The following is a 22,038-nucleotide window of genomic DNA, read 5'->3' as shown; positions in this document are numbered from 1 at the left end:
GGCTCTCCGCTTAACTACACACATTGTTTCCAATCCCCTTTGACACTATACTGGAGGGTCCCATTATTATAAACATTAAATCACTATTGATTAGGAGATAATCATTTGAGATTATTCCTCTTTATATTTGATATTGAGTAATATAAAAATAAATCTATTATCTTTATAGAAATAAGTGTTTGGAAAGTTATATATAAAAAATACAGACTATGAAACTGCGATTGTATAAACTATTATTCCGAATCTTCTCTTTTCTTTCTGACAAGACGAATGGTGCTCATTTTTTTGTGAAACATAAGTTACTATTAGGTACAATTATTATTGGTTTTACAGGTGTTGCTTGTTCCTCTGAAGAGGAGCCACCCTATGCTATGTGCTACTATCCTGTTATCTCCGATAGTATAACTGTTATTGAGGATGATTCAGATGCACTAGCTGCTTTTTATGAGATAACAGAAGATATTTCGGAAGGCTTAAAAACAGAAGAAAAATAAAACTAAAGTCGTACAACATATTATTCAGACTATTCTCTTTTCTCTCCGATAAGACGAATGGTGCGCCTATATTTGTTAAATATAAGCTAATGCTAGGTACATTAATTTGGGGAATGGTGAGTGCATCAGCCCAGGCTCAAAAAAACAATGTAGCTGCTACAGATTCAATCTCGCCATCTATTCCTGAAAGAGAACTTATTACCTGCTATAAACCCGCAATACCTCCAAAGGGGATAAAAAGTCCTACTGATACAGTAGAGGTGAAAGGAAAGGTATTGGATGAAGAGGGAGAACCTGTTATAGGGTCTTCTATTAAAATAAAAAATAAGAACGAAGGAACGGTATCAGATCTTGATGGAAATTTCAGTTTGAATGCGGGAATACAAGACATAATTGTAGTCTCCTTACTCGGCTTTAAACCAGCTGAATTTACAGCCTCGTCAGTCAAAGATTCAATTACTGTAACATTAAAGACAGACTCTGTAAATCTTACTTGTTATATTGTTGTAGAACGCAAGCTGAGAAAGAGAACTATTTCTCCTATAAAAACAGATGAAAGAGAGATTAAAGGAAAAGTAAGAGATGAATTTGGAGACTTTCTCATGGGTGTAGCTGTTAAGGTGAAAGGGACAACGAATGGTGTTATAACAGACATCGATGGTTCTTTTAGTATTATGGCCAAATCTTCAGATAAACTAGTCTTCTCTTTCTTAGGAATGGAAACGAAAGAGATTTCGGCATCAATACTTAATGGGGAGAGGGAATTATTTCTCTCGAGGATTCTAATACAATCCTTTGTTACGAAGTCGTTGTTGTTAACAATTATACGGATGATATCTATAGACGTAAACCCGAAAAGGTCAAGAAACTATCTTATACCGAAATACAGACTCCTCCCGTTTCGCCCGCAGGTGATCTTGAAAGTTTTCAGAAGTGGGTACAAGCGAATGTAAGATATACCGATCAGATGAAAAGTGATGGCATTAGAGGAGAAGTTATTCTTAGCTTTGCTATTGACAAGAAAGGAAAATTAATTGATAAAAAAGTAATTGGAAAATTGTCAGAAGAAGCAGATAAAGAAGCTTTACGGGTATTATCTTCCTCCTCGGCATGGAAACCGGGAGTTCATGATGGTAAATCCATGAAAACGACAATGATTATTAGCATAAGTTTTGGAAATGAATAAGAAGGAAAGATTACAATTATATAATGTCGCTTTTGAGCTGACAGATAAGTGCAATCTAGCTTGCCGCTATTGTTACAATGTTTGGAAAATACCGGGTGCAGAACACCAGCCATTCGACTCATATGATAAAGCCATTAAAGCACTGAGGCAACTTTTCCTTCAGGCTGATGTTCGTAATGTAACCCTTACCGGGGGCGAGCCTTTTGTTGCTCAACGGATCAAAGAGATTGCTCTCTTTTGTCGGATGGAAGGTAAAACTGTCACTGTCATCAGCAATGGTTTCAAAGGAACTGCCGATGATTATAGCAGTATGATTGCAATGGGGGTTACCCTGTTCGAATTCCCTATTCATTCTGCTGATGAGGCTATTCACGATCATATAACACAGGTAAGAGGCAGCTGGAAGAAATCGATCAACTCCATTCGTGCCGTTCAAAGCATGAAAGGATATCCTGTACCTGTTATTGTGCTGACAAAATACAATGTTGAGGTATTAAGTGAGACTCTCGATTTTATTGCCGATCTCGGATTAAGACGAATTATGATGAACCGTTACAATATAGGAGGATGCGGAACAGCTGATCCTGCTTCTGTTTCTGCTACACATGGTCAACTAAAAACGGCTTTCGCTGTAGCTAATACTAAGGCAAAAGAGCTTGGATTGGTTATTTCTTCCAATGTCTGTTCTCCCGACTGCCTGATCGATCCATCAGACTATCCTCTAATTATGTTCGGTCATTGCTCTGATGATGTATTGCGCAAACCGATTACAATGGATATAAACGGAAATATTCGTCTGTGTAACCATTCTCCTATCGTAGCAGGCAATATTTATAAAGAGGACCTGACAACTATTCTATACTCCTCTTATGCCAATTCGTGGAACGAAATTGTCCCTGATTTTTGTAGTGAGTGTGAGAAATGGACAACTTGTCGGGGAGGATGTCGTGCAGCCTCCGAGCAATGCGGGTTAGGACTTGCCCATGTTGATCCTATATTAACCAGCAATGAATTGATATGAATAAGTTCTTGGTAATTATATTCTGTATGATAATAAGTTCTTCTGCTATGGGGCAAGAAAGGAGTCTACTGGAGATTCTTGAAAATAGTAATACTCCCAATAAGGTAAATACACTCTGCTATCAGATCGGTGATGAAGATATGACAATTCAAGTAGAGAATGCCAGCTTTGTATTGAGAGATGGTTTTATCGAATGCAGAATTAGTTTGAAGGACTCAGAGTATGATGAATTTTGGAGTTTTAAAATAGATTCCGTTCTCTGTGAAGAAAAAATAACAAAAGCCTGTCTTTCAGAAATCAGTCATGAAAATGCAAACTGGGTGTATTTGGATGAGAAAGCCATCGGTTCTTATACATTCACAAAAGGCAATGCAGAAGAAACTATCCATATTAAATTTCATGTACATAAATCAGAACTGGATGTGACTATAATATGGAGCCTTTTAGAAAATGAAGAATGATTTTTTTATAGAGATAAAGTGAATGAAATAATATAAGACCCTCGCAAAGAATAAGTGAGCTATAATGTATTACCTTTGCATGATGAAAGTAGAAAACGAACAAACGACGATATTATCTAATCTCGGTTTCAATAATCTGAACGAGATGCAGACCGCTGCTCAGAAGACAATCCTAGCTGAGCAAAACACCATGTTATTATCTCCTACGGGTTCGGGAAAGACTCTTGCCTTCTTACTTCCCATATGGCAGTTACTGCAAGAGGATGTGAAGGCAGTGCAGTGTTTAGTTATTGCACCGTCTCGAGAATTAGCCCTTCAGATAGAGCAAGTCTGGAGAAAGATGGGAACAAAGTTTAAGGCTAATGTATGCTATGGTGGGCACTCTATTGATGTTGAGCTTAAAAACCTTAGCAACCCTCCGGCATTGCTGATCGGAACTCCGGGACGATTGGTTGATCATTTGGAGAGACAGTCTTTTGACACAAATTCTATCGGTATGCTGGTGTTAGATGAGTTTGATAAATCATTGCAATTAGGGTTTCAGGAGGAGATGAATACTATTATAGGACAATTGCACAATTTGGAAAAGAGAGTTCTCCTTTCGGCGACTTCTGATGTAGATATACCTGACTTTATGCAAATGCAGTCCTTAGTTACATTGGATTATACACAAGAGGAGAAAGACGAAAAACTTTCGGTCAGACTTGTCGTATCTCCTGAGAAGGATAAAATAGAAACCTTATTCCAACTTATATGTTCACTCCATTCAGAGCCGGCGCTTATCTTCTGCAATCATCGTGAAGTTGCCGAACGAATAAGTGATATGCTAAAGAAAAAAGGAATATATACAGGATATTATCACGGAGGAATGGATCAGGACGATCGTGAACGAATTCTTATACAATTCCGAAATGGGAGTCTAAATTATCTGGTCACAACAGACCTCGCCGCAAGAGGATTGGACATTCCCGAAATGAAGCATGTGATTCATTACCATTTACCAGCCAAGGAGAGTGAATTTACACACCGTAACGGACGTACAGCGCGTATGCATGCTTCGGGTACAGCCTATATAGTTTCTTACAAAGAAGATAAGTTGCCGGATTACATCTCTGAAGATATAAAAATACTCCAAATTAAGGCAGGAAAGTCATTACCTAATAGTCCCGAGTATCAGACAATTTATGTTAGTGGAGGAAAGAAAAACAAGTTAAACAAGAGCGATATTGTCGGTTTCTTCTTGCAGAAAGGGAAGTTAGATAAAACAGACTTGGGGTTGATAGAAGTGAAAGACTTTATCTCTTTTGTCGCAGTTCGATCTTCTAAGGTAAAATCTCTTTTGACTAACATAAAAGAAGAGAAGATGAAGGGTAAAAAATATAAGATCGAAGTTGCAAGGAACGTAATCAAGAAAATAGATTGATCTTTTATTTATGCTTCTGGATAATAGTTGTAGCTATTTGTTTTAACTCTGTGGAGTGAATAATTGTAGCTATATCCATGTAAGATAGATACCATCGAGCCAGACGTTCTAGAGAAAATGTCATAAAATGCATTTCTACAATATCTTTTTTCCTTATTTCGTGAACTAAGCCTTGATAATATTTACTCTCATCAATTATTGGGAGGTCTTTTGCTTCAACTTCTATTATGACTTTTTGTAACTCTGTTTGATCTTGTAGATTCTTCAGGAATTGATTTAAAGGTGGATGCTCCTTGCCTATAGGTATATTGGATAGTTGCAGTCCTGTAATCCGGCTAATCTTGAATGTCCTATAATCATTTCTTGTATTACAGAAGCCGATCATATACCAGTTTGTCATGGAGAAGAAAATTCCAATTGGGTCAATTATTCGCTCCATTTTTTCATTTTTGGAGTGAGATGTATAAGTGATTATTATCTGCTTTTGCTTCGATACACTATCTAATATAGTCTGCATTCTGTCTTGTGAATCACCTAATGATGGAGAGTCAAAATCTAGTTTACCAATCTTTGTATCAACCGCAGTGATTAATTCTTTTTCAGATAATCGCATTACTGCTCGAATTTTATCTACTCCCGACTTATAGCCTTCTCGCAATCCTGTATCTGTAAATTTATCGATAAGCCTTTCTGCAGCTAAAAAAGCAAACGCTTCTTCTTTCGTAAACATAAGTGGGGGAAGCTTAAATCCTTCTACTAGAGAATATCCTGAGCGCGAATCTCCCGCAATAGGAATGCCGCTTTCTTCCAATGCTCGTATATCACGATAAACAGTTCGTATACCAATACTGAATCGTTCTGTAATTTGCTTTGGCTTTACAGAGGGTGAGGATTGTAGCATGGTTAGTATAGCGGATAGGCGGTCTATTCGATTCATTGGGATTTGTATTATCAGAAGAGTAAAAATACATAAGATTGAGCAGAAAGCATTCACTTTCTACCCAATCTTTATTCTTTTATCCCTCGTACTCTTCATCAGTCATCATAATAATCCAAGGAATGCCAAACTTATCGGTAAGTTCACCAAAACCTTCGCAGAAAAATTTTTTCTCAAAAGGTTCAGTTATAGTTCCTCCTATTGACAATGCATCGAAAGTCTTCCTGCACCGATCTAAATCATAAAATGAGAGTATCAATTTGTTATTGTTACCTATTGTAACTTGTTGTTCATGATTAGTATCATTCCCTGAGAGTTCAAAAAATGTTGTTTTAATTACCATATGAGAGATCTTCTCTCTATCAATATCAGCAATAACTAGCTCTTTAATTTGAGTCTCTTCATCTCTTTTACGGAATAAAAAAGACACTTCACCCTCTAAAATATCTTTGTAGAATAATAGAGCTTCTTCGCACTTCCCATTGAAAATCAAATGTACTTTTAATTTCATAATTTGTAGTTTTTATTGTTTAACGCTACAAAGTTATGAGGTGTAGTGACAACCCTATGTCGCAGTTTTCTCGGTTGTCAGAGATTTATTCTAAAAGTATAGAAATAAAAAAAGACTTACGATTAATCGTTGACGGATTTATTTCAGATCATCTAACCCGTATGCTGTCAGTGTACTAGCTGTTTTGTAATCTTTCTCACTCACTTGTTACTCACTTTGTTTTATCTCTGAGAATGGATGGACTTTTCCTCCTTAAGTGATGAAGTAAAGATAGAAATTTTGTTTTAATAATACCTTTTCTGTCCTATTATTTTACCATAAAGCATAGTTTCTTATCTATACCCCAGGAGGTATAGATGAATATCCATTTATATAATTATACCTTAACGGGTACATTATGTAATTTTTTATTATTCCCTTTAAGGTATGGATACTCAATTTCGTTGCTACATATTAATTTTTCATACTAAATATTTCGTTGGTAATGAGCGCTATACCTCATATACAAATTAACAAATAATAAAAAAAGTGAATAATAACTTGACTTTGTCAAAAAAAAACTATAACTTTGTCTGTAATAGACTGTATATATACAGTCTATTAGGTTGTATCCCACTGTTCTCTTTTTTGCTATTTAACTGATTATTAGTATTGTATCTCATGTATAAATTAATAAATAATAAAAAAGTGAATAATAACTTGACTTTGTCAAAAAAAAACTATAACTTTGTCTATAATAGACTGTATATATACAGTCTATTATGTTGTATCCCACTGTTCTCTTTTTTTGCTATTTAACTGATTATTAGTATTGTATCTCATGCATAAATTAATTAAATAATAAAAAAGCGAATAATAATTTGATTCTGTCAAAAAAACTATAACTTCACATTATTGATGTAGATTATTTCTTGTGATGACAATAAGTGCAAATAGCAAACGATTTAATGAGTTGATGGGAATATTACAAACTTGCAATTTCCCCGTAATAAATCAAATTGAATATGAAAGACTCATTACTAATATACGTTCTGTTTATGGCTTTAAGAGTAAACAAAAAAACGACATATTGGATTTGTTAATTAGTTTGAATTTACTAAAAAAAGAAGAAACAACAGATAATGATGGTGCACAATATGCATTATATTTTCTTCTTAATAGAAAAGCAGACATATTTGATATTGCAGCTACCCGTTCTAGAAGCGCTTATTTTAGCCATTATTCTGCATTATTTATTAATAATTTGACATTACAGATACCAAAACAAATATATCTCTCTAGCGAGAGGCTTTCTCCAGGAGGAAGAGAATCGTATTCATTAATGCAGACAGATATAGATAGAGTATTTAAAAAAAAACCTAGGGTAACAAATAATAGACGTTTTTATAAAGATTTTGCAATCAATTTTTTACAAAGTCAAGGGTATAATCATTTGGGAGTAAAGACATACAGATCAATTTATCAAGTCACTAATATTGAAAGGACATTAATAGATGTATCTGTAAGACCATTTTATTCAGGAGGCGTAACCCAAGTACTAGAAGCCTTTTCCAATGCTAAAGAGAGTCTAAATGTGAAAAAGCTTTTTCGCTACTATAAGAAAATGAAATTTATTTATCCATATCATCAAGTGATAGGATTTTATTTGGAGAAAGCTGGGTATTCAAACGAAGATCAAGAACTATTTAATGAGATAGAAAAAACACACTCTTTCTATTTAACATATGATATGCCTCGTGCTATGTATTCGGAGAAGTGGCAGCTTTACTATCCAAAAGGTTTATGAAAGGAGAGATAATTTCGAGTAAATGATCAAAATAATAATCATATGACTCTAATGTAGCTCCTGCGGATATTGTTTGCTGTACAGTATCCCATCCTGCTCGATTAGGCTCTCTTAAACTTTCCATATTCTTCAAAAATTCTAATGGGACTTTTTTTGCTTCGAAGATGTGACGAAAAAGATCTATGGTTAATTGTAACTTAGGAAAGGAGTTTACTATCAGCCAAATATCATAGAAATCTCGAGCTCTTTGCTTTTGTCTAGCCGAGGATACAATTTTAGCATATTCCGGCATTGATTGACAAAGGGCTCTCACTTTTTCTATTAAAATCATTTCTGGAGTATATACTTTTAGAATTAATCCTTCAATCTCTTGAGGTCTTGCCCCTGCAATAAATTCATATGCACTAATATCAACAGTATATTTAGTAGATTGGTTATTTACTTTTATAGAGTTTCTTCGGATAGCATTTATATCATCACCAAAAATATTGAACTGTTCTGTTTCAATGAGCTTAAATTCTAATAAATATCCTTTCCATTCTGGAATATCTCCTGTTTTAGGTTTTTCAATAAACTTAACATCATAAGCTGTTAATCCAGACTTCTTAAATTCTTCATTCAAAAGAGAACAAAAAACGTTGGTTAGTCGGTTAAAATCGTTTGCTGAAAATTCGTTTTCCATGGAAAAATCGATATCAACAGATCCTCTATTGGTTAGATCATAGGCGAGCTGAAGAGCGTTCCCTCCTTTTAATACTAAACCATGCATCAATAAGTCGTCAGACATTAATGCCCTTAATGTTATTTTCTTAATATCATTCAAACTAGCCATCAATATATATTTAAACTCTAATCAGTAGATTAGGACATGTTTGCGAAAATATATTAAATATTTGGATAATCTTCTTATATTTCGCTATAATATAAAAAGATTTTTGCTTTAATATTAATAGCCAGTGGTAAAATTGACATCCAGATAAAGATATACGACAGATATATCCCTTTTGGGTTCGATTATTTGATCCAATTTATATTGGATAATTAGAAGAGTTTTATATAAAGACTATAGTTTAGGTCCTCTATTTTGTTTTTGTTTCTGTTTCTCCTCTTCTTCTTTTTTTTGCATAGCTGACTGTTTGTATGACTGGCTTACTGAATTCATATCATCATGTTGTAATGAATTAGTAAGTTCATTCATCCGTTCTTGCATCCTAAGTTGATCTGTGATAGAGCCATTCTTCATAGTATTGTAATACTCGAAAGATTCAGATAGTAGACGGCTATAATTGAATAGTCTATCAAAACCCTGCTCTACTTGTTGAAAAAGATTTATTCTGTCAAAACCTCCTTTAATAATACCTTTCTTAGTATCTCGGTGGTTGGTTAGTGGAGAAAGTTTGATTTTGTTGCATTGATCTTTTCGACTGACAATCAAATGACAATGCATATTACCCTCGGTGCTCTCTGATCTATCCCTATCGAAATGTATCTTTCCATAAAACTTAATATCCTTTGCTGATAGTCCTTTATTGAAGTTCTTGGCGTATTCAGGTATAAATACTTCCCGAACATATCTTCTCATCGCTTCGGCTTGTTCCTGCTCAGTTGCTCCCATTGCTTGCAACTCTTTAGCCGATGGACTGATATGAATAGCATAAAATTTAGCATCTGTTTTTAATAGTTGGGCTTTGTTGTTGTCAATGTCTTTTACTACTTGTGATTTATAGAGATTTGCTTCCGTCAAATTGAAAAATCCTTCTGTATAAATACCTTTCTCCATCCGTTCCAAGTCCTCGTGTTCGAGGTAATTACATAGCCTTCGACTACTGCCTGCATTATTATATACTCCGTTCGATGGTGGTGGAAAGTCTATATTCATTTTATTGACTGTTTATCAGGTTGGCAATTTCAGTTTTTAGATTTTCCTTTTTCTTGGACTCCATTACTCCACAATTTGCCAAATCTGAGTAAAGGGAAATTAGTTGCAGTAGCTTCTTATTATCTGTCTGTTGTGCCTGTTGTATTCTTGATAGCTGTTTCGCCTGATTATTAATCGCATCCGCGTGTCCTGTAAATTTCTCACTTAACATCCTTAGCAGATTATTGTGCCCTTCCTGATTATCTTTAAGATGAGATAGAATAATATCCTCCATTGACTTGACAATCTTGTCAAATCGACTTGCAATAGAATTGCTTGTGCGTATCATCGGATTGAGCTGTTCTTCTTCATAGTGTCGGATGAAACGGATTAGATCGTCTTGTCTTTTGTTAATCTTCCGAAGCTCTGCTTTAGTCGATTCGGGTGCTTCGCTCGGATTGATATTTGCCTTATCCAAATATTGAAAAGCGAGTTTTATCGCTTCACTCTTTTTCAGTGAATAGCGTTTGCAGATTTTATCTACTAAACGGCTTGCTTCTTTATCTATGGATATGGTTGTATAGACTATATTTCTATTCTGATTTTGCATAGTAATTACTATTTAATGGAAAATCACACATTTAAACTATTGATTCTAAGAGTTTAAAAGATTACACTAATTGGAAGTATAATTACAGTGCTTTCAGATAAAACACTAAAGCCGAAGGCTTTGCCCCGCAGGGCAAGAGGAGAACAGGACGATAGTCCAGTTCCCTCTTGCTCAATTTAACCAAACAATCCGAAGCGGTAAAGCGAGGGTGTTTGAGCTAAATACGGAGTCTTTGGGGAGGGTGATAGACTAAACAGCCCACACCCTTTTGCTTCATTCTGCTACATAATAAATGCAGAATCATTTTAGGATTTTGCCTTCCTCTATGCCTTTATTGAACATCACAATCTCTTTTTTAGAGGCATAGGATTGGATGAAATCTTTGACATCCGCCATGCGATAGAAAGTTTTTCGCCTAACCAAAAAATAGCGAAGTTTGCCACTATCCCGATAACGTTGCAAAGTCCGATAACTGACCTTTAGCAAAAATGCCAAATCTTGATTGTCTAATAGTTTGTCTTCGTTCGCAAAAGCATCACCTGTATTGATAACGAGCTTCAGGTCTCTGCCTATATCTGTGAGTTTCTTGGATAGCTTTTCCATCCATGCTAAAAAGTCCTCATTGTTTAAATACATAATTGTACATTTTTGAAATTAATATTCTGATTAATTCCAATCGATTGGTAAAGCAAAGCTCGGACAATGGATGACAGAAACATAGAGAGGTCTCTAAGTACCTCCCTAAGTTCGGCTGATATGATATTCATTATGAGTAATATACAAAAGCATTATTTTTCATTTAGTTTATTCTTACTCTCTTTGATGAGCAGATTCTTTAGATTGTCCAATAGTTTGGTCAGATTACAAGCTTTTCTTTCGAGTAAGGCTATTCTCTTTTTGTAGATACATCCAAAACTAAAATTGAACATTTGCTCAAAAGCTAGTCCTATATCTCTAAGCGAAGCTTTTTCTCCTTTTGAGGTGTAGATTTCTCCAAGAAGAAAAAGGCAAACCACTAACTCTACAAAACCAATAATCCCCAAGCCTTTCGACTTAGGGATTATGTATAAATCGGATTTATAAATTTGTTTTTGGATGAAACGTTCGGGAAAAGCAAACACTTTCTCTAGAAGAGCTAATTCAGCATCTACGAAAGTTATAGCTTTTTGGCAATATTGAGATTTAAGCGCATTTTTCCCCCAGCTCGTATCTAAAATGATTTGATAGTGATACCAACTCGATACGAGTCAGATTCAGTTTCCGATAGATGATTGTATATTCATTATCGGGCTGATTAATATTTATCACTTTTTCTATGAACTTCTCATAAGCACTTTGGATTTGAAAATAATCTATCTGCTTTTGGCTAGATAGAAGAGTAAAGAACTCTGTTTCATTTAGATCATTCATAGGCATAAAGTTTAAAATCAAAAAATAGTTTCAATTATTAGAATAGTTGTATCTTAATTATAACTTTTTGCCAATAAGAGAATAAGTGATGGGTATTTTGTTTTCTTGCCCTTCTATTTGGAATTTATCTTTTTCAATTTCTATCATGGATGAAAATAAATTAACTGGGGAATAATAATATTCTTCCATTCCTTCAATATGAATACCATTCTTTGTCAGACTATTAATCGGTTCTGATAATCCATAGTTCCATGTTACAACTTTGTCTACAGCTTCACTTGCATCACCCACATAAGTTGATTCTTCAGTTATATATGGTTCTTTTCGAGAATAGCTATATAATATGTTTTGAAAAGTCTCGTCAAACATCCATAATATGGGGTGAAATTCGACCATTATAAATCTACCTGAGGGTTTTAATAATGCAGAAATAACTTTCCCCCACCTATCGAGATCTGGCAACCAATTGATAACCCCGTACGATGTATAAATTATGTCAAATTGCTCATTAATCATATCAGGTAGCGAACAGATATCACAACAGATATAACTTACTTCTGCTTGTAATTGATTACTTAGTTCTTTAGCTTTTGCGATGGCTTTTTCTGAAAAGTCAACTCCTGTAACATTAGCTCCTAATTTAGCTAAAGAAATTGTATCCATTCCAAAGTGACATTGCAGATGCAAAATACTTTTCCCTTTAATGTTTCCTAATAATTTAATATCTAGTGAAGGAAGACTCAGTTCTCCATTTATAAGCCTTGTTAATTCGTAAAACTCAGACTCGATATGTATATTAACTCTATTGTTCCATGCTGCTTTATTTATTTCTAAATAGTTTTCCATAGCATTATATAATTTATTTTATACAAAACTATGAACTTATAAAAGCACAAAAAATAACATATGTTACAAAATTCACAAAGAACCTCTGATTCGGCTTAAGGATTGTGGAGTGATATTTAAAAACGAAGCAATGTGCTTTATTGCTGCCTTTTGAAAAATTTCGGGGTACTCTTTTAATATGTATTGATTCACATTATTTTGCATAACAAAGAGCACTTATTAATCAGGTAACTTTGCCTTCAGGCAAAGTCCATAAAAGGATAAGTGTTATGAGAAAAGAAAAATTCAAGGTTTTGCTCTACCTCAAAAAAAGTAGCCCCAACAAACAAGGACTTGTGCCGATCATGGGAAGAATAACCGTAGATCGCTCCATGGTACAATTCAGTTGCAAACTATCCTGCAAAGAATCCCTTTGGAATCCCCGAGAAAGTCGTCTGGATGGTAAAAGCCGAGAGGCTGTAGTTACCAATTCCAAGTTGGATAAGTTATTGCTTTCCATTCATGAAGCCTATATGACATTGATCGGTAGAAATGTCCCCTTCGAAGCCAAGGATGTTAAGAACCTGTTTCAGGGGAGCATGGATACTCAAATGACTCTGCTGGCTCTTCTTTTCAGGCACAAGCAAGAATTACGAAGTCGCATTGGCATTGACTGTGCACCCACTACGCTGAGTAATTACGTATATGCTTATCGCTCTTTGGAAAAGTTTATCCAAAAGAAGTTCAAGACTAAAGATGTGGCTTTCGGGCAGCTCAATGAACAGTTTATTCGGGAATATCAGAATTTTGTATCCGATGATTTAGGTTATGCACTTGATTCCGTCCGTCATTATCTGGCTGTACTGAAAAAGATTTGTAAAATGGCATTCAAAGAGGGCTTGTCTGAGAAATTTCATTTTGCTTATTATAAATTACCCAAGCAGAAACCAACAACACCCAAAGCTTTGAGTCGGGAGAGTTTTGAGAAAATCAGAGATTTGGAGATTCCTTCCCATCGTACATCCCATCTTTTGACCAAAGATTTGTTTCTGTTTGCTTGTTATACGGGTACAGCCTACGCAGATGTGGTTCGCATCACAAAGGAGAATCTTTTTACGGACGATGAAGGCAGTCTCTGGCTCAAATATCGTAGAAAGAAAACAACATGCAGAGCACGGGTAAAATTACTACCCGAAGCCATTGCTTTACTCGAAAAATACAAAGATGACAGCAGAGAAACACTCTTCCCGATACAACTTTATGGAACACTTCGAGCGAATATGCAGGGACTGAAAATGATGGCAGGAATCACCGAGACGATCAGCTATCATTCAGGACGCCACAGCTTTGCCAGCCTTATCACGCTCGAAGAAGGCGTACCCATCGAAACCATCAGTAAAATGCTCGGGCATGGCAATATTCAGATGACACAGGTTTATGCCCGTGTGACTCCCAAGAAGCTTTTTGAAGATATGGATAAACTCATTACAGCTACCCGAGACATTCAACTAGTCCTTTAACAGAAAAATCATTCAAGATGAAACAACAACAAATACAAGAACAAAAGCAAAAAGATATACGCAGTACATTCAGGATATTCTGCTACATCAACAAGCAGAAAGTAAAAGCTGACGGAACAACCACCATCTTATGCAGAATCAGCATCGACGGAAAACAAACAGTCCTGACAACAGGTATCCATTGCCGAGTTGAAGACTGGAATGCCAAGAAAGGAGAAGTCAAAGCAGAAATACTCAACAATCGTTTGATCAAGTTCAAAGAGCGAATCGAAAATACTTATGAGTATATCCTCAAAGAGCAAGGTGTTGTCAGTAGCGAGCTTTTAAAAAATACGATTGTTGGAATCAATACCACTCCGAAAAATCTATTACAAGCAGGAGAAATTGAGATCGAACGTTTGCGACTGCGAGCCATTGAAATAAGCTCAAACTCTACTTATCGGGAATCAAGACTCACTCAGCTCAATTTGAAGGAATTTCTTGAAAGCAGGGGCTTGAAAGATATTGCTTTTACAGCTATTAGAGAAGAGTTCGGAGAATCCTTTAAAACTTATTTGAAAGTGGTTGGCGAAAGAAAATCGTCTTATATAAACAGATGCCTGACTTGGCTCAATCGTCTGATTTATATCGCCATCGACCAAGAAGTATTAAGAGCCAATCCACTTGAAGATGTAAGATATGAGAAAAAAGATCCTCCTAAACACCGCTTTGTAAGCAGGCAAGATTTAAAACGTATTATTGAAACTCCAATGAGTAGTTCAATGATGGAACTGGTCAGGCGGGCTTTTATCTTTTCTTCCTTCACGGCACTTGCCTATGTTGATGTAAAAGGTTTATATCCCCGTCATATCGGGAAAACGGCTGACGGACAAGCTTATCTGAGAATCCGAAGAAAGAAAACGGATGTGGAAGCTTTTATCCCTTTACATCCCATTGCCATACAAATACTTGAATTGTACAACACAACAGATGACAGTAAACCAGTTTTTCCACTTCCTGTTCGTGATCGGATCTGGCTTGATATTAATCAGATTGGTATTGTTCTGGGGTTTAAAGAGAATCTTTCCTATCACCAAAGTCGCCACAGCTTTGGCACGTTGGCAATTTCGGCAGGTTTATCCATTGAGAGTATTGCCAAAATGATGGGGCATGCCAATATTTCTACCACACAGACCTATGCTCAGATTACAGAGCAAAAAATATCGGAGGATATGGATAAACTGATTAAGCGAAGAAAAGAAACAAGTAGGACGAAAAATAGTTAACCCCATGAAAGAAAAAATAACAATCACAGATAAGGGTATAGTAGATATACCCAACCAAGTACAGATGAGCATTGCCGAAATAGCAAACCTATTTGATATATACTATCAGCCAACAAAGAGAATTATTCGGGCGATTGAAAAAGTAGGGATTATTACTGGTAACTACACAAACTCCTGTATTCTTGAAGGAAATAAAGTTCACCCAGAGTATTATGGATTGGAAATGATAGTTGCAATTTCCTTTCAGGTACAATCCGAGAAAGCTAAAATATTTAGAAATTGGTTATTCAGGAGATTATCTAAAACAGTAATCCCTGAAATGCTGATAATAGATGCTCAAAATCCGATCTGGAATTGAGTAGTTTTCTTCTGAACAGACTAATGGCAGGATATTTCAAATAATCTCCTGCTATTGTTTTATTATCCATTTTGATGGAGTTCGAAGTTATTGACCGTCCAAGTGACGGTTATTTCCGCTTATAGCTTCCCTGCCGTCTGGAGGGGCGGAAGCCCGCAGAATAACCGCTTGTCCGATAATAACTTTTACGTGTAATGACTTTTTATCTTGTGGCATCACCTAAATTTGTCCTGATAACCCTCTTCGAGCAGCTTTTCGATATCAGAAGAACGGTAGAGTATCTTTCCTCCCAATTTGATATAAGGAATGCGTCCCTCGTTGCGATAATCCTGTAAACTCCTGCGACTAATTTTTAGTTTTTTCGACAACTCTTCGTCCGTATAAAAACTCTCGCCATCCAGTGTCGGCTTTCGGGGAGCGAACAAACGCTCCATCAGTGAAGAAAGCCGATCCAGTGAAACAAAAAAGGATTTAACCCTTTCGTTGTTGTCTTTTGTAATTAGTTGGTTACTCATAGCTCATTTAGTTTATAATTGATTGTTTAGTTTCTCATATAACTGCCCCAAACTCCGATGTATAATCCGTAAGGCTGTTTCTCTTCCGAGAGATAATACTGTTTGATTCCCATTCGGATATAACAGCCTTCTTCGTCAAAATCGATATCGTAACAGGAGAAACTGCCCCGCTGCGATTCCCTGTCATAGCTGTAAGCAAGCAGGTAGTAATTTCCATCATAGCCCTGAAAGATATAGATATCTGGATTGCCGTTTACACTTTCCCATCCGCCTAAACAGGAGGATAGGAATTGTAGACTCGATTGGTGTACTTCTTCCATATTTATATTTGTTTTCCTTTATACTTCGCCTGCTTGCGTTTATCTTCCACTATCGGAATCATCTTCTTTACATCTTCGGGCTTGTAGTAAATTTTATGACTGATGCGGCTGAACGCCAGTGTTCCATTATCCCGAAGTGTTTGCAGCGTTCTGGGAGATATATTCAGTAGCTGGCACACATCCTGATTATCCATCCACTCGCTGATATCCTTGTCGCCATGTAGATGACAAAGGGTTTCCATTCTCTTGGCGAAACTTTCAAACTTCGAGAGCATCGCTTCAAAGGTTTTGGCTTCAATATTGACAATCTGGTATTCGTCAAATTTCGTTTCCATCATTATCTATTTTTAGTTATTATTTTTCTGCTTCAAAAATAAGGTGTCGTTTTCTACCTTGAAAGGACTTGAATCCTTATGCTGTTATCCGCAATCTCTTTCTGCTGCCTGAACATCTTTTCGGTGCAACTTTCACCTTTCTGCCCTGCAAGTAAAATAGAATAATCCATAGCTCAATGGATTTACTGTCCTGTGGCAGCTTGTGGCTTCGGTCTGGCAGTGAGTGGCGTTGATACCTTGCTGAATTTACTTCAAATTAAAACTGTTTTTGTGAGAACGATAGCCTCCACTAGTTAACTGTCATCACTTTGCTTTCTATGTCGTATTTGCTGCAAAGTTCCAATGACTAAAGCTCATTGATTATTCACTGCTAACTCAGATACGCAAATCGGTGTAGTCTGCACCATTGGTGTAATAACTACAGTAGAAAAACAGAACAGAATATATCCTAAGACTCCACTTCGTACACTATCCTGATTAATAATTGTTTGTTTGCAGGCAATAATCGGCTCACAATAGATACCAGAGCCAGTCTATTTACTTTTTAAATTCAGTGTATTATGAGCAGTAAACAAACAGCAGAAAATGAAAAAGATCCAATACCACAAAGTTGGTTGCCCGAATCAAAAAAAGCAAAACCAGTGAAGCTTACCCATGAAGAGATGGATGCTGAACTTCAGAAGATGTTTCCCCAAAAAGTTGTTGATAAGACCAGACCAAAGATTGATATTCGAAGAGAAGATGGAAAGGAATATGAGTATAGTATTAATACAGATAAAATTACACTATCTCATAATGATACAGATACAGCAGCTAGTATGCAAACAGATTCAACAGAAATCAATCAGACTACAAGTTCTACTATATCCAAGCGAGTCAGTGGCAAGCAACGCAAGGAGTCGTTGGAGGAATACAGACAAACTTTTCTCGTTGTGCCAAGGTTGGAGGATCGTAAACCTGTATTTGTCAGTCGTGAAGTACGGGACAGGCTGGATGAGATAGTTCGTAAGCTTGGAGGGCGCAGAATGAGCGTATCGGGCTTTGTCGAGAATCTTGCCCGACATCATCTGGAAATCTACCGAGAGGATATTGATAGTTGGAAGAAGCTGTAAAGTTTAGCTTCTGTCATTTGTATAGTAAGTCTGTGTACTGTTTAACGACTTACTTTTCGATTGGAACATTTCATGTTCGGATAGCGGAGCGAGGTTATGTTTTCATTGCATGAAAACCCTCGCTTTGGCTGATCGCCAAAGATAAAGAAGCCCTTCCCGCTGGTTGGTGCTTCCCGGCACACGGAATTATTTGATATAGTCTAAAAATAATTAACCATTTTGATTCAGGATAATCAAGATAAAAAGAAAGGCGGACGACCAAAGAAGAGTTCCCTCACTCGGAAGAGCAAAGCCATTGGGGTTTGCTTCTCTGAGCCTGAACTCTATACCATTAAGTTTCGGGCAAAGCAGGCAGGTCTGCCCCTTAGTATCTATTGTCATGATGCGATTCTGGAGAGTATAATCAAAGAACCGCTCAAAAGAGAAGAGTTGGATGTACTTCGAAGTCTTTCCAAGATGGGAAACAACCTGAATCAGTTGACCAGAATAGCCAAGTTCTTAAATACAAAACGCTTGGAAAAAGAGGCAGAAATTATACTTAACGAGATACTGAATATCATTAATATGTTGTCGGATGATTGGAAAAATAGTAAAAGGAAAAAGCTTTAAGGGATGTATTTCTTATGTGATGGAAGCTAAAGACACAAAGGTCTTAGCTACGGAAGGAGTATTAGAAACAGATACAGAATCCATCATCAACAGTTTTTATATGCAGAGTCTCCTGAATCCGAAGCTATCAAAATGTGTAGGGCATATCCCATTGGCATTCTCTCCCGAAGACAAAGAACGCATGACAGACCATTTTATGGGGCAACTGGCTAAAGAATATATGAAGCTGATGGGGATAGATAATACGCAATACATTGTAGTAAGACACAGCAACACGAATCATCCTCACTGCCATATCGTATTTAATCGGGTAGATAATGATGGTAAAACCATCTCCGACAAGAATGACCGTTACCGAAACGAGAAGGTCTGTAAACAGTTAAAGGATAAGTATAACCTAACTTACGGGCAGGGTAAAGAGAATGTCAATGTACAGCAGCTCAAAGGAGCAGAACACACCAAGCATGAAATATACCATGCCATAAAAACGACTCTGCTGATGACTAAAGATTGGGAACAATTTGAGCATATTATAAATCTACAAGATATATCTATCCAATACAAAATGAAAGGTCAAACAGAAGAAGTCCAAGGTATATCTTTCAAGAAAGGAGATTATTCCTTCAAGGGCTCGGAGATGGATAGAAAATTTAGTTATTCGAAACTCAGGAATCAAATAGATAGTAAATCTCAGAATATAAGCTTCACTCCTCAAAAGAAAGTACAGCTCCAACAATCAAGTTCGGTATTGGAGCAAGTAGCATCTGTTACCGCCTTTGAGCAGCATGGCGACGATGTTCAGGAGGAAGCCTTCAAAGAAAGAATGGAGTATGAAGAAAATAAACGGCAAAGTATTAAGAAGAAAAAACGCAGGGGCTTTGGTCTCTAAAATCGAATAATAACCCTTAAAACAAAGACTAATTATGGCTAAAACAGTATCAAACGATGCCCTTTGGGAGAAACTGTCAGAGATAAGCGAACAACTAGATAGATTATCTGCCGAGCAGAAAACGCAAATTACAAATACAAATCAGGAAGAGAATAGCTCCGATTTATGTAATATCAAAGATGACATAATCGCTAAAATTAAGCAGCAAGGCTATTTATTGGGCAAGCATGGCGACAGTAACTACAAAGCAATTAATGAGAATATTACAACTTCTGATGAGACTATCAGAAAGATTTTCAATGTAGTTATTCGAATAAGAAAACAGCAAAAGGAAGCTGTCGAACAAAAAGTAGTTAGCAAAGATGCTTATTTTAACTTCAAATTATTCAAGGTTAGAAAAACATCATTCGTTATAGCTTTGCTTAGTCTGTTAGTGCTTCTGCTCACTGTGTTTTGTATGAAATAGCAGAATGATTATTCGATACTGAATTATGAATATTACAAACAGAGTATAAAATGGATAGTTATAAAATACGACCACTACTCAAAAGATAAATCCGGTAATCATAGATAATCTACAACTATTCTATTAATTCTTATCATTACAATATGGCGATTTATACTTATGCTAGATAAATTAATATATCTGAGTTCTTTATGAAAATGAATTGTTATGTTAATTCTTATAGGGAGAATAAACTTTTAACAAAATGAGGACGTCTATGAATCAATCAATTTCATTATATTTGGACGTATTGATGTTTAACCAAGTATATAATGCATGAATTCCATATTAACAGAAGTTACACCTTTGTCTGATAAAGACTGTTTCTACATAGCAGATAGAAAAAAATCTGAATTTACTTATCCTATTCATTGCCATAGTGAATACGAACTCAATTTCGTTAAAAATGCATCTGGAGTACAACGGATTGTCGGTGACTCGGTAGAGGTTATCGGTGAATATGATCTTGTGTTAATTGCAAATGGAACACTAGAGCATGGATGGATTCAACAAGAATGCAAGTCTAAGAGCATAAGGGAAATAACAATACAGTTTTCTCATGAATTGTTTTTCAACAACTTTATTCATAAAAGTCAATTTGGTTCTATCAGACATATGCTGGAGATGGGGAAAAAAGGACTTTGTTTTCCGATGGAAGCCATAATGAAAGTTTATGCTAAGCTAGATACATTGGCAAGCCAAGAAGGTTTTTATGCGGTTATAGATTTGCTGACTATCCTTCATGAATTGTCTTTATTTAGTGATTTTTCCTCTACTTTGGCTACATCTTCGTTTGCAAAAACTGATCTACAATCTGATAGCCGAAGAATTGCTAAAGTAAAGGAATATGTAAATAAGCATTTTTCGGAAGAAATAAAACTAGAGGATGTTACAGATATTATAGGTATGGCGCCTGCCGCTTTTAGTCGTTTTTTTAAACTAAGTACCGGTAAGACCTTTTCGAAATATTTGATAGATATAAGGCTAGGACATGCCAGTTTGCTGTTGGTTAATACAACGATGTCGGTAGCCGAAATTTGCTATAAATGCGGATACAATAATGTATCTAACTTTAATCGTTTATTTAAGGAGAATAAAAAAGTGACACCATCCGAATTTAGAGAGAATTATCAGAAAAAACGTATTCTTATCTAGACTATATTCCTATATTTTCGAAAAAATAATTAAGGCATATTGGGATAAACCCAATATGCCTTAAAATTAATAACCGAACCTTTTCTGTTTATTTATTTTGCTCTAAATACCCAGAACCAACCTGTTCCCCCTTGCTCAGCTCCCGGTTCAGGATAGCTAAGTATCATTTTTTTGTTATCTAGAATAAGGATATCGTATTCCGAAACTTCTTTACCTCCTTCGTTAGGTGATATACCGCATAGAACACCTATACCTCTGGTAATTAGCTTGCCCTTGGCCCATATCGTTCCATCAGCTTTTTTGACAATAGTATTCATGTCTAGACTAAACGCCCCAGTAGTAGCACTTCCATCGCTCTTATATTTGGTTAATTTAGCTCCTTGAAGAGTGAACTCCATACTAGCACCTTCACCTTCACCTTTTGCCTGTCCATCTATATCACCTATCTTCAAAGTCCACCATGCAGGAGCATTACTATCCAGATATTGTCCATTACCCCATACAGCAGGAGCTGTTTCGTCCCAAACCCATGTTTTGGTTCCTTCACCAACAAGATATGCCCATTCTGGAGGTACAGGGAAAGATAGTTCTTCCACTTCAACGGGTAATACTTTTTCTATTCTTGTTCCATTTGGATTGATTCCGGTGAAAGTGATATTATGATTCCCGGTAGATACCATCAAAATAGTATCAGTCGTTTTCACCGAAGTGCCAATGCCGTAGTCCCAAAGGGATAGAACCGGACTATGATTGTCCAAAGCGATTTTATTGGACTTCTTGCCATCAACGATTACAGGAGTAGCTGTAACATTTAGCTGTGAAGCTTCAATTTCTCCTCCCATACTTTCTCTAGGTTCGATAGGTTCACATGCAAATAACAGAGTAAGCATGCTTAAAGCAAGTATCGTGTATGTATATATTTTTTTCATTATA

Annotated in this window: 28 protein-coding genes; 15 read left to right on the top strand and 13 right to left on the bottom strand. The window is 36.1% G+C overall.

What is annotated here, in order from left to right:
- Positions 1-209: 209 nt before the first annotated feature.
- From DHU68_RS01725 to DHU68_RS01700, 6 genes are all read left to right on the top strand, one after another.
- Positions 210-494, top strand: a complete 285-nt coding sequence (locus tag DHU68_RS01725) for a hypothetical protein (RefSeq protein ID WP_108821237.1) — start codon at positions 210-212, stop codon at positions 492-494.
- 89 nt (positions 495-583) lie between these two features.
- Positions 584-1,447 (top strand): carboxypeptidase-like regulatory domain-containing protein, encoded by an 864-nt coding sequence (locus tag DHU68_RS01720; protein WP_108821236.1) that lies wholly within the window; start codon positions 584-586, stop codon positions 1,445-1,447.
- The gene (locus DHU68_RS01715) at positions 1,330-1,680 is read left to right on the top strand and encodes an energy transducer TonB (protein WP_369831329.1); all 351 of its coding nucleotides are present in this window, start codon (positions 1,330-1,332) and stop codon (positions 1,678-1,680) included. The genes DHU68_RS01720 and DHU68_RS01715 overlap by 118 nt, the downstream gene beginning before the upstream one ends.
- Positions 1,673-2,701 (top strand): radical SAM protein, encoded by a 1,029-nt coding sequence (locus DHU68_RS01710; protein ID WP_108821234.1) that lies wholly within the window; start codon positions 1,673-1,675, stop codon positions 2,699-2,701. Before DHU68_RS01715 ends, DHU68_RS01710 begins: the two co-directional genes overlap by 8 nt.
- Complete coding sequence (locus DHU68_RS01705; RefSeq protein ID WP_108821233.1) at positions 2,698-3,162, top strand: hypothetical protein; 465 nt, start codon at positions 2,698-2,700, stop codon at positions 3,160-3,162. The genes DHU68_RS01710 and DHU68_RS01705 overlap by 4 nt, the downstream gene beginning before the upstream one ends.
- A gap of 79 nt (positions 3,163-3,241) precedes the next feature.
- Positions 3,242-4,585, top strand: a complete 1,344-nt coding sequence (locus tag DHU68_RS01700) for a DEAD/DEAH box helicase (RefSeq protein WP_255412406.1) — start codon at positions 3,242-3,244, stop codon at positions 4,583-4,585.
- A 4-nt stretch (positions 4,586-4,589) separates the two neighbouring features.
- Here DHU68_RS01700 and DHU68_RS01695 read toward each other — a convergent pair whose 3' ends face one another.
- Both DHU68_RS01695 and DHU68_RS01690 read right to left on the bottom strand, forming a co-directional pair.
- Complete coding sequence (locus tag DHU68_RS01695) at positions 4,590-5,522, bottom strand: YafY family protein (protein ID WP_108821231.1); 933 nt, start codon at positions 5,520-5,522, stop codon at positions 4,590-4,592.
- 79 nt (positions 5,523-5,601) lie between these two features.
- Positions 5,602-6,033, bottom strand: coding sequence for a VOC family protein (locus DHU68_RS01690; RefSeq protein WP_108821230.1), 432 nt, complete (start codon positions 6,031-6,033; stop codon positions 5,602-5,604).
- 916 nt (positions 6,034-6,949) lie between these two features.
- On the opposite strand from DHU68_RS01690, the gene DHU68_RS01685 reads away from it, so the two are divergent.
- Positions 6,950-7,819: a hypothetical protein gene (locus tag DHU68_RS01685; protein ID WP_108821229.1), complete on the top strand. Its 870-nt coding sequence runs from the start codon at positions 6,950-6,952 to the stop codon at positions 7,817-7,819.
- Here DHU68_RS01685 and DHU68_RS01680 read toward each other — a convergent pair.
- The 7 genes from DHU68_RS01680 to DHU68_RS01650 all read right to left on the bottom strand — a co-directional run bounded on the left by DHU68_RS01680 (position 7,773) and on the right by DHU68_RS01650 (position 12,543).
- The gene (locus tag DHU68_RS01680) at positions 7,773-8,651 is read right to left on the bottom strand and encodes a nucleotidyl transferase AbiEii/AbiGii toxin family protein (protein ID WP_108821228.1); all 879 of its coding nucleotides are present in this window, start codon (positions 8,649-8,651) and stop codon (positions 7,773-7,775) included. The genes DHU68_RS01685 and DHU68_RS01680 overlap by 47 nt on opposite strands.
- Positions 8,652-8,882: 231 nt before the next feature.
- Positions 8,883-9,698 carry a DUF5712 family protein gene (locus DHU68_RS01675; protein WP_108821227.1) on the bottom strand — a complete coding sequence of 272 codons (816 nt, stop codon included), beginning with the start codon at positions 9,696-9,698 and terminating at the stop codon, positions 8,883-8,885.
- Between the two features lies 1 nt (position 9,699).
- Complete coding sequence (locus DHU68_RS01670; protein WP_108821226.1) at positions 9,700-10,287, bottom strand: BfmA/BtgA family mobilization protein; 588 nt, start codon at positions 10,285-10,287, stop codon at positions 9,700-9,702.
- 300 nt (positions 10,288-10,587) lie between these two features.
- On the bottom strand, positions 10,588-10,923 hold the full coding sequence (locus tag DHU68_RS01665; RefSeq protein WP_108821225.1) for a helix-turn-helix domain-containing protein: 336 nt from the start codon (positions 10,921-10,923) through the stop codon (positions 10,588-10,590).
- Positions 10,924-11,075: 152 nt separating this feature from the next.
- A complete protein-coding gene (locus tag DHU68_RS01660; protein WP_108821224.1) occupies positions 11,076-11,408 on the bottom strand; it encodes an RteC domain-containing protein in 333 nt (110 codons plus the stop codon).
- A gap of 61 nt (positions 11,409-11,469) precedes the next feature.
- Positions 11,470-11,697: a hypothetical protein gene (locus DHU68_RS01655; protein WP_108821630.1), complete on the bottom strand. Its 228-nt coding sequence runs from the start codon at positions 11,695-11,697 to the stop codon at positions 11,470-11,472.
- A 57-nt stretch (positions 11,698-11,754) separates the two neighbouring features.
- Positions 11,755-12,543: a bifunctional 2-polyprenyl-6-hydroxyphenol methylase/3-demethylubiquinol 3-O-methyltransferase UbiG gene (locus DHU68_RS01650; RefSeq protein ID WP_108821223.1), complete on the bottom strand. Its 789-nt coding sequence runs from the start codon at positions 12,541-12,543 to the stop codon at positions 11,755-11,757.
- Between the two features lie 269 nt (positions 12,544-12,812).
- Here DHU68_RS01650 and DHU68_RS01645 point away from each other — a divergent pair, with 269 nt between their 5' ends.
- The 3 genes from DHU68_RS01645 to DHU68_RS01635 are packed head-to-tail and all read left to right on the top strand — an operon-like array spanning position 12,813 to position 15,665.
- Complete coding sequence (locus DHU68_RS01645; RefSeq protein WP_108821222.1) at positions 12,813-14,042, top strand: site-specific integrase; 1,230 nt, start codon at positions 12,813-12,815, stop codon at positions 14,040-14,042.
- Between the two features lie 56 nt (positions 14,043-14,098).
- Complete coding sequence (locus DHU68_RS01640) at positions 14,099-15,307, top strand: site-specific integrase (RefSeq protein WP_108821629.1); 1,209 nt, start codon at positions 14,099-14,101, stop codon at positions 15,305-15,307.
- Between the two features lie 4 nt (positions 15,308-15,311).
- The gene (locus DHU68_RS01635; protein ID WP_108821221.1) at positions 15,312-15,665 is read left to right on the top strand and encodes a hypothetical protein; all 354 of its coding nucleotides are present in this window, start codon (positions 15,312-15,314) and stop codon (positions 15,663-15,665) included.
- A 215-nt stretch (positions 15,666-15,880) separates the two neighbouring features.
- On the opposite strand, the gene DHU68_RS01630 is transcribed toward DHU68_RS01635, so the two are convergent.
- Genes DHU68_RS01630 through DHU68_RS01620 form a run of 3 tightly spaced genes read right to left on the bottom strand, consistent with a single transcriptional unit; the run spans position 15,881 to position 16,835 of the window.
- Positions 15,881-16,180 carry a helix-turn-helix domain-containing protein gene (locus DHU68_RS01630; protein WP_108821220.1) on the bottom strand — a complete coding sequence of 100 codons (300 nt, stop codon included), beginning with the start codon at positions 16,178-16,180 and terminating at the stop codon, positions 15,881-15,883.
- 26 nt (positions 16,181-16,206) lie between these two features.
- Positions 16,207-16,500, bottom strand: coding sequence for a DUF3876 domain-containing protein (locus DHU68_RS01625; RefSeq protein WP_108821219.1), 294 nt, complete (start codon positions 16,498-16,500; stop codon positions 16,207-16,209).
- A gap of 2 nt (positions 16,501-16,502) precedes the next feature.
- Complete coding sequence (locus DHU68_RS01620; protein ID WP_108821628.1) at positions 16,503-16,835, bottom strand: helix-turn-helix domain-containing protein; 333 nt, start codon at positions 16,833-16,835, stop codon at positions 16,503-16,505.
- Positions 16,836-17,395: 560 nt separating this feature from the next.
- Between DHU68_RS01620 and DHU68_RS01615 the strand changes: the two genes are divergently transcribed.
- From DHU68_RS01615 to DHU68_RS01595, 5 genes are all read left to right on the top strand, one after another.
- Positions 17,396-17,947 (top strand): DUF3408 domain-containing protein, encoded by a 552-nt coding sequence (locus tag DHU68_RS01615; protein WP_255412404.1) that lies wholly within the window; start codon positions 17,396-17,398, stop codon positions 17,945-17,947.
- A gap of 219 nt (positions 17,948-18,166) precedes the next feature.
- Positions 18,167-18,556, top strand: a complete 390-nt coding sequence (locus DHU68_RS01610; protein ID WP_108821218.1) for a hypothetical protein — start codon at positions 18,167-18,169, stop codon at positions 18,554-18,556.
- Positions 18,522-19,445, top strand: a complete 924-nt coding sequence (locus tag DHU68_RS01605) for a relaxase/mobilization nuclease domain-containing protein (RefSeq protein WP_108821217.1) — start codon at positions 18,522-18,524, stop codon at positions 19,443-19,445. The genes DHU68_RS01610 and DHU68_RS01605 overlap by 35 nt, the downstream gene beginning before the upstream one ends.
- A gap of 34 nt (positions 19,446-19,479) precedes the next feature.
- Complete coding sequence (locus DHU68_RS01600; protein WP_108821216.1) at positions 19,480-19,911, top strand: hypothetical protein; 432 nt, start codon at positions 19,480-19,482, stop codon at positions 19,909-19,911.
- A 315-nt stretch (positions 19,912-20,226) separates the two neighbouring features.
- Positions 20,227-21,105 carry an AraC family transcriptional regulator gene (locus DHU68_RS01595; protein WP_108821215.1) on the top strand — a complete coding sequence of 293 codons (879 nt, stop codon included), beginning with the start codon at positions 20,227-20,229 and terminating at the stop codon, positions 21,103-21,105.
- Positions 21,106-21,197: 92 nt separating this feature from the next.
- Here DHU68_RS01595 and DHU68_RS01590 read toward each other — a convergent pair whose 3' ends face one another.
- Positions 21,198-22,034, bottom strand: a complete 837-nt coding sequence (locus DHU68_RS01590; RefSeq protein ID WP_108821214.1) for a hypothetical protein — start codon at positions 22,032-22,034, stop codon at positions 21,198-21,200.
- Positions 22,035-22,038: the final 4 nt, after the last annotated feature.

Source organism: Dysgonomonas sp. Marseille-P4361 (assembly GCF_900343125.1).
Lineage (GTDB): Bacteria > Bacteroidota > Bacteroidia > Bacteroidales > Dysgonomonadaceae > Dysgonomonas.
The sequence above is the reverse complement of the archived record's forward strand: the minus strand, read 5'-3'. Positions and strand labels throughout refer to the sequence as shown.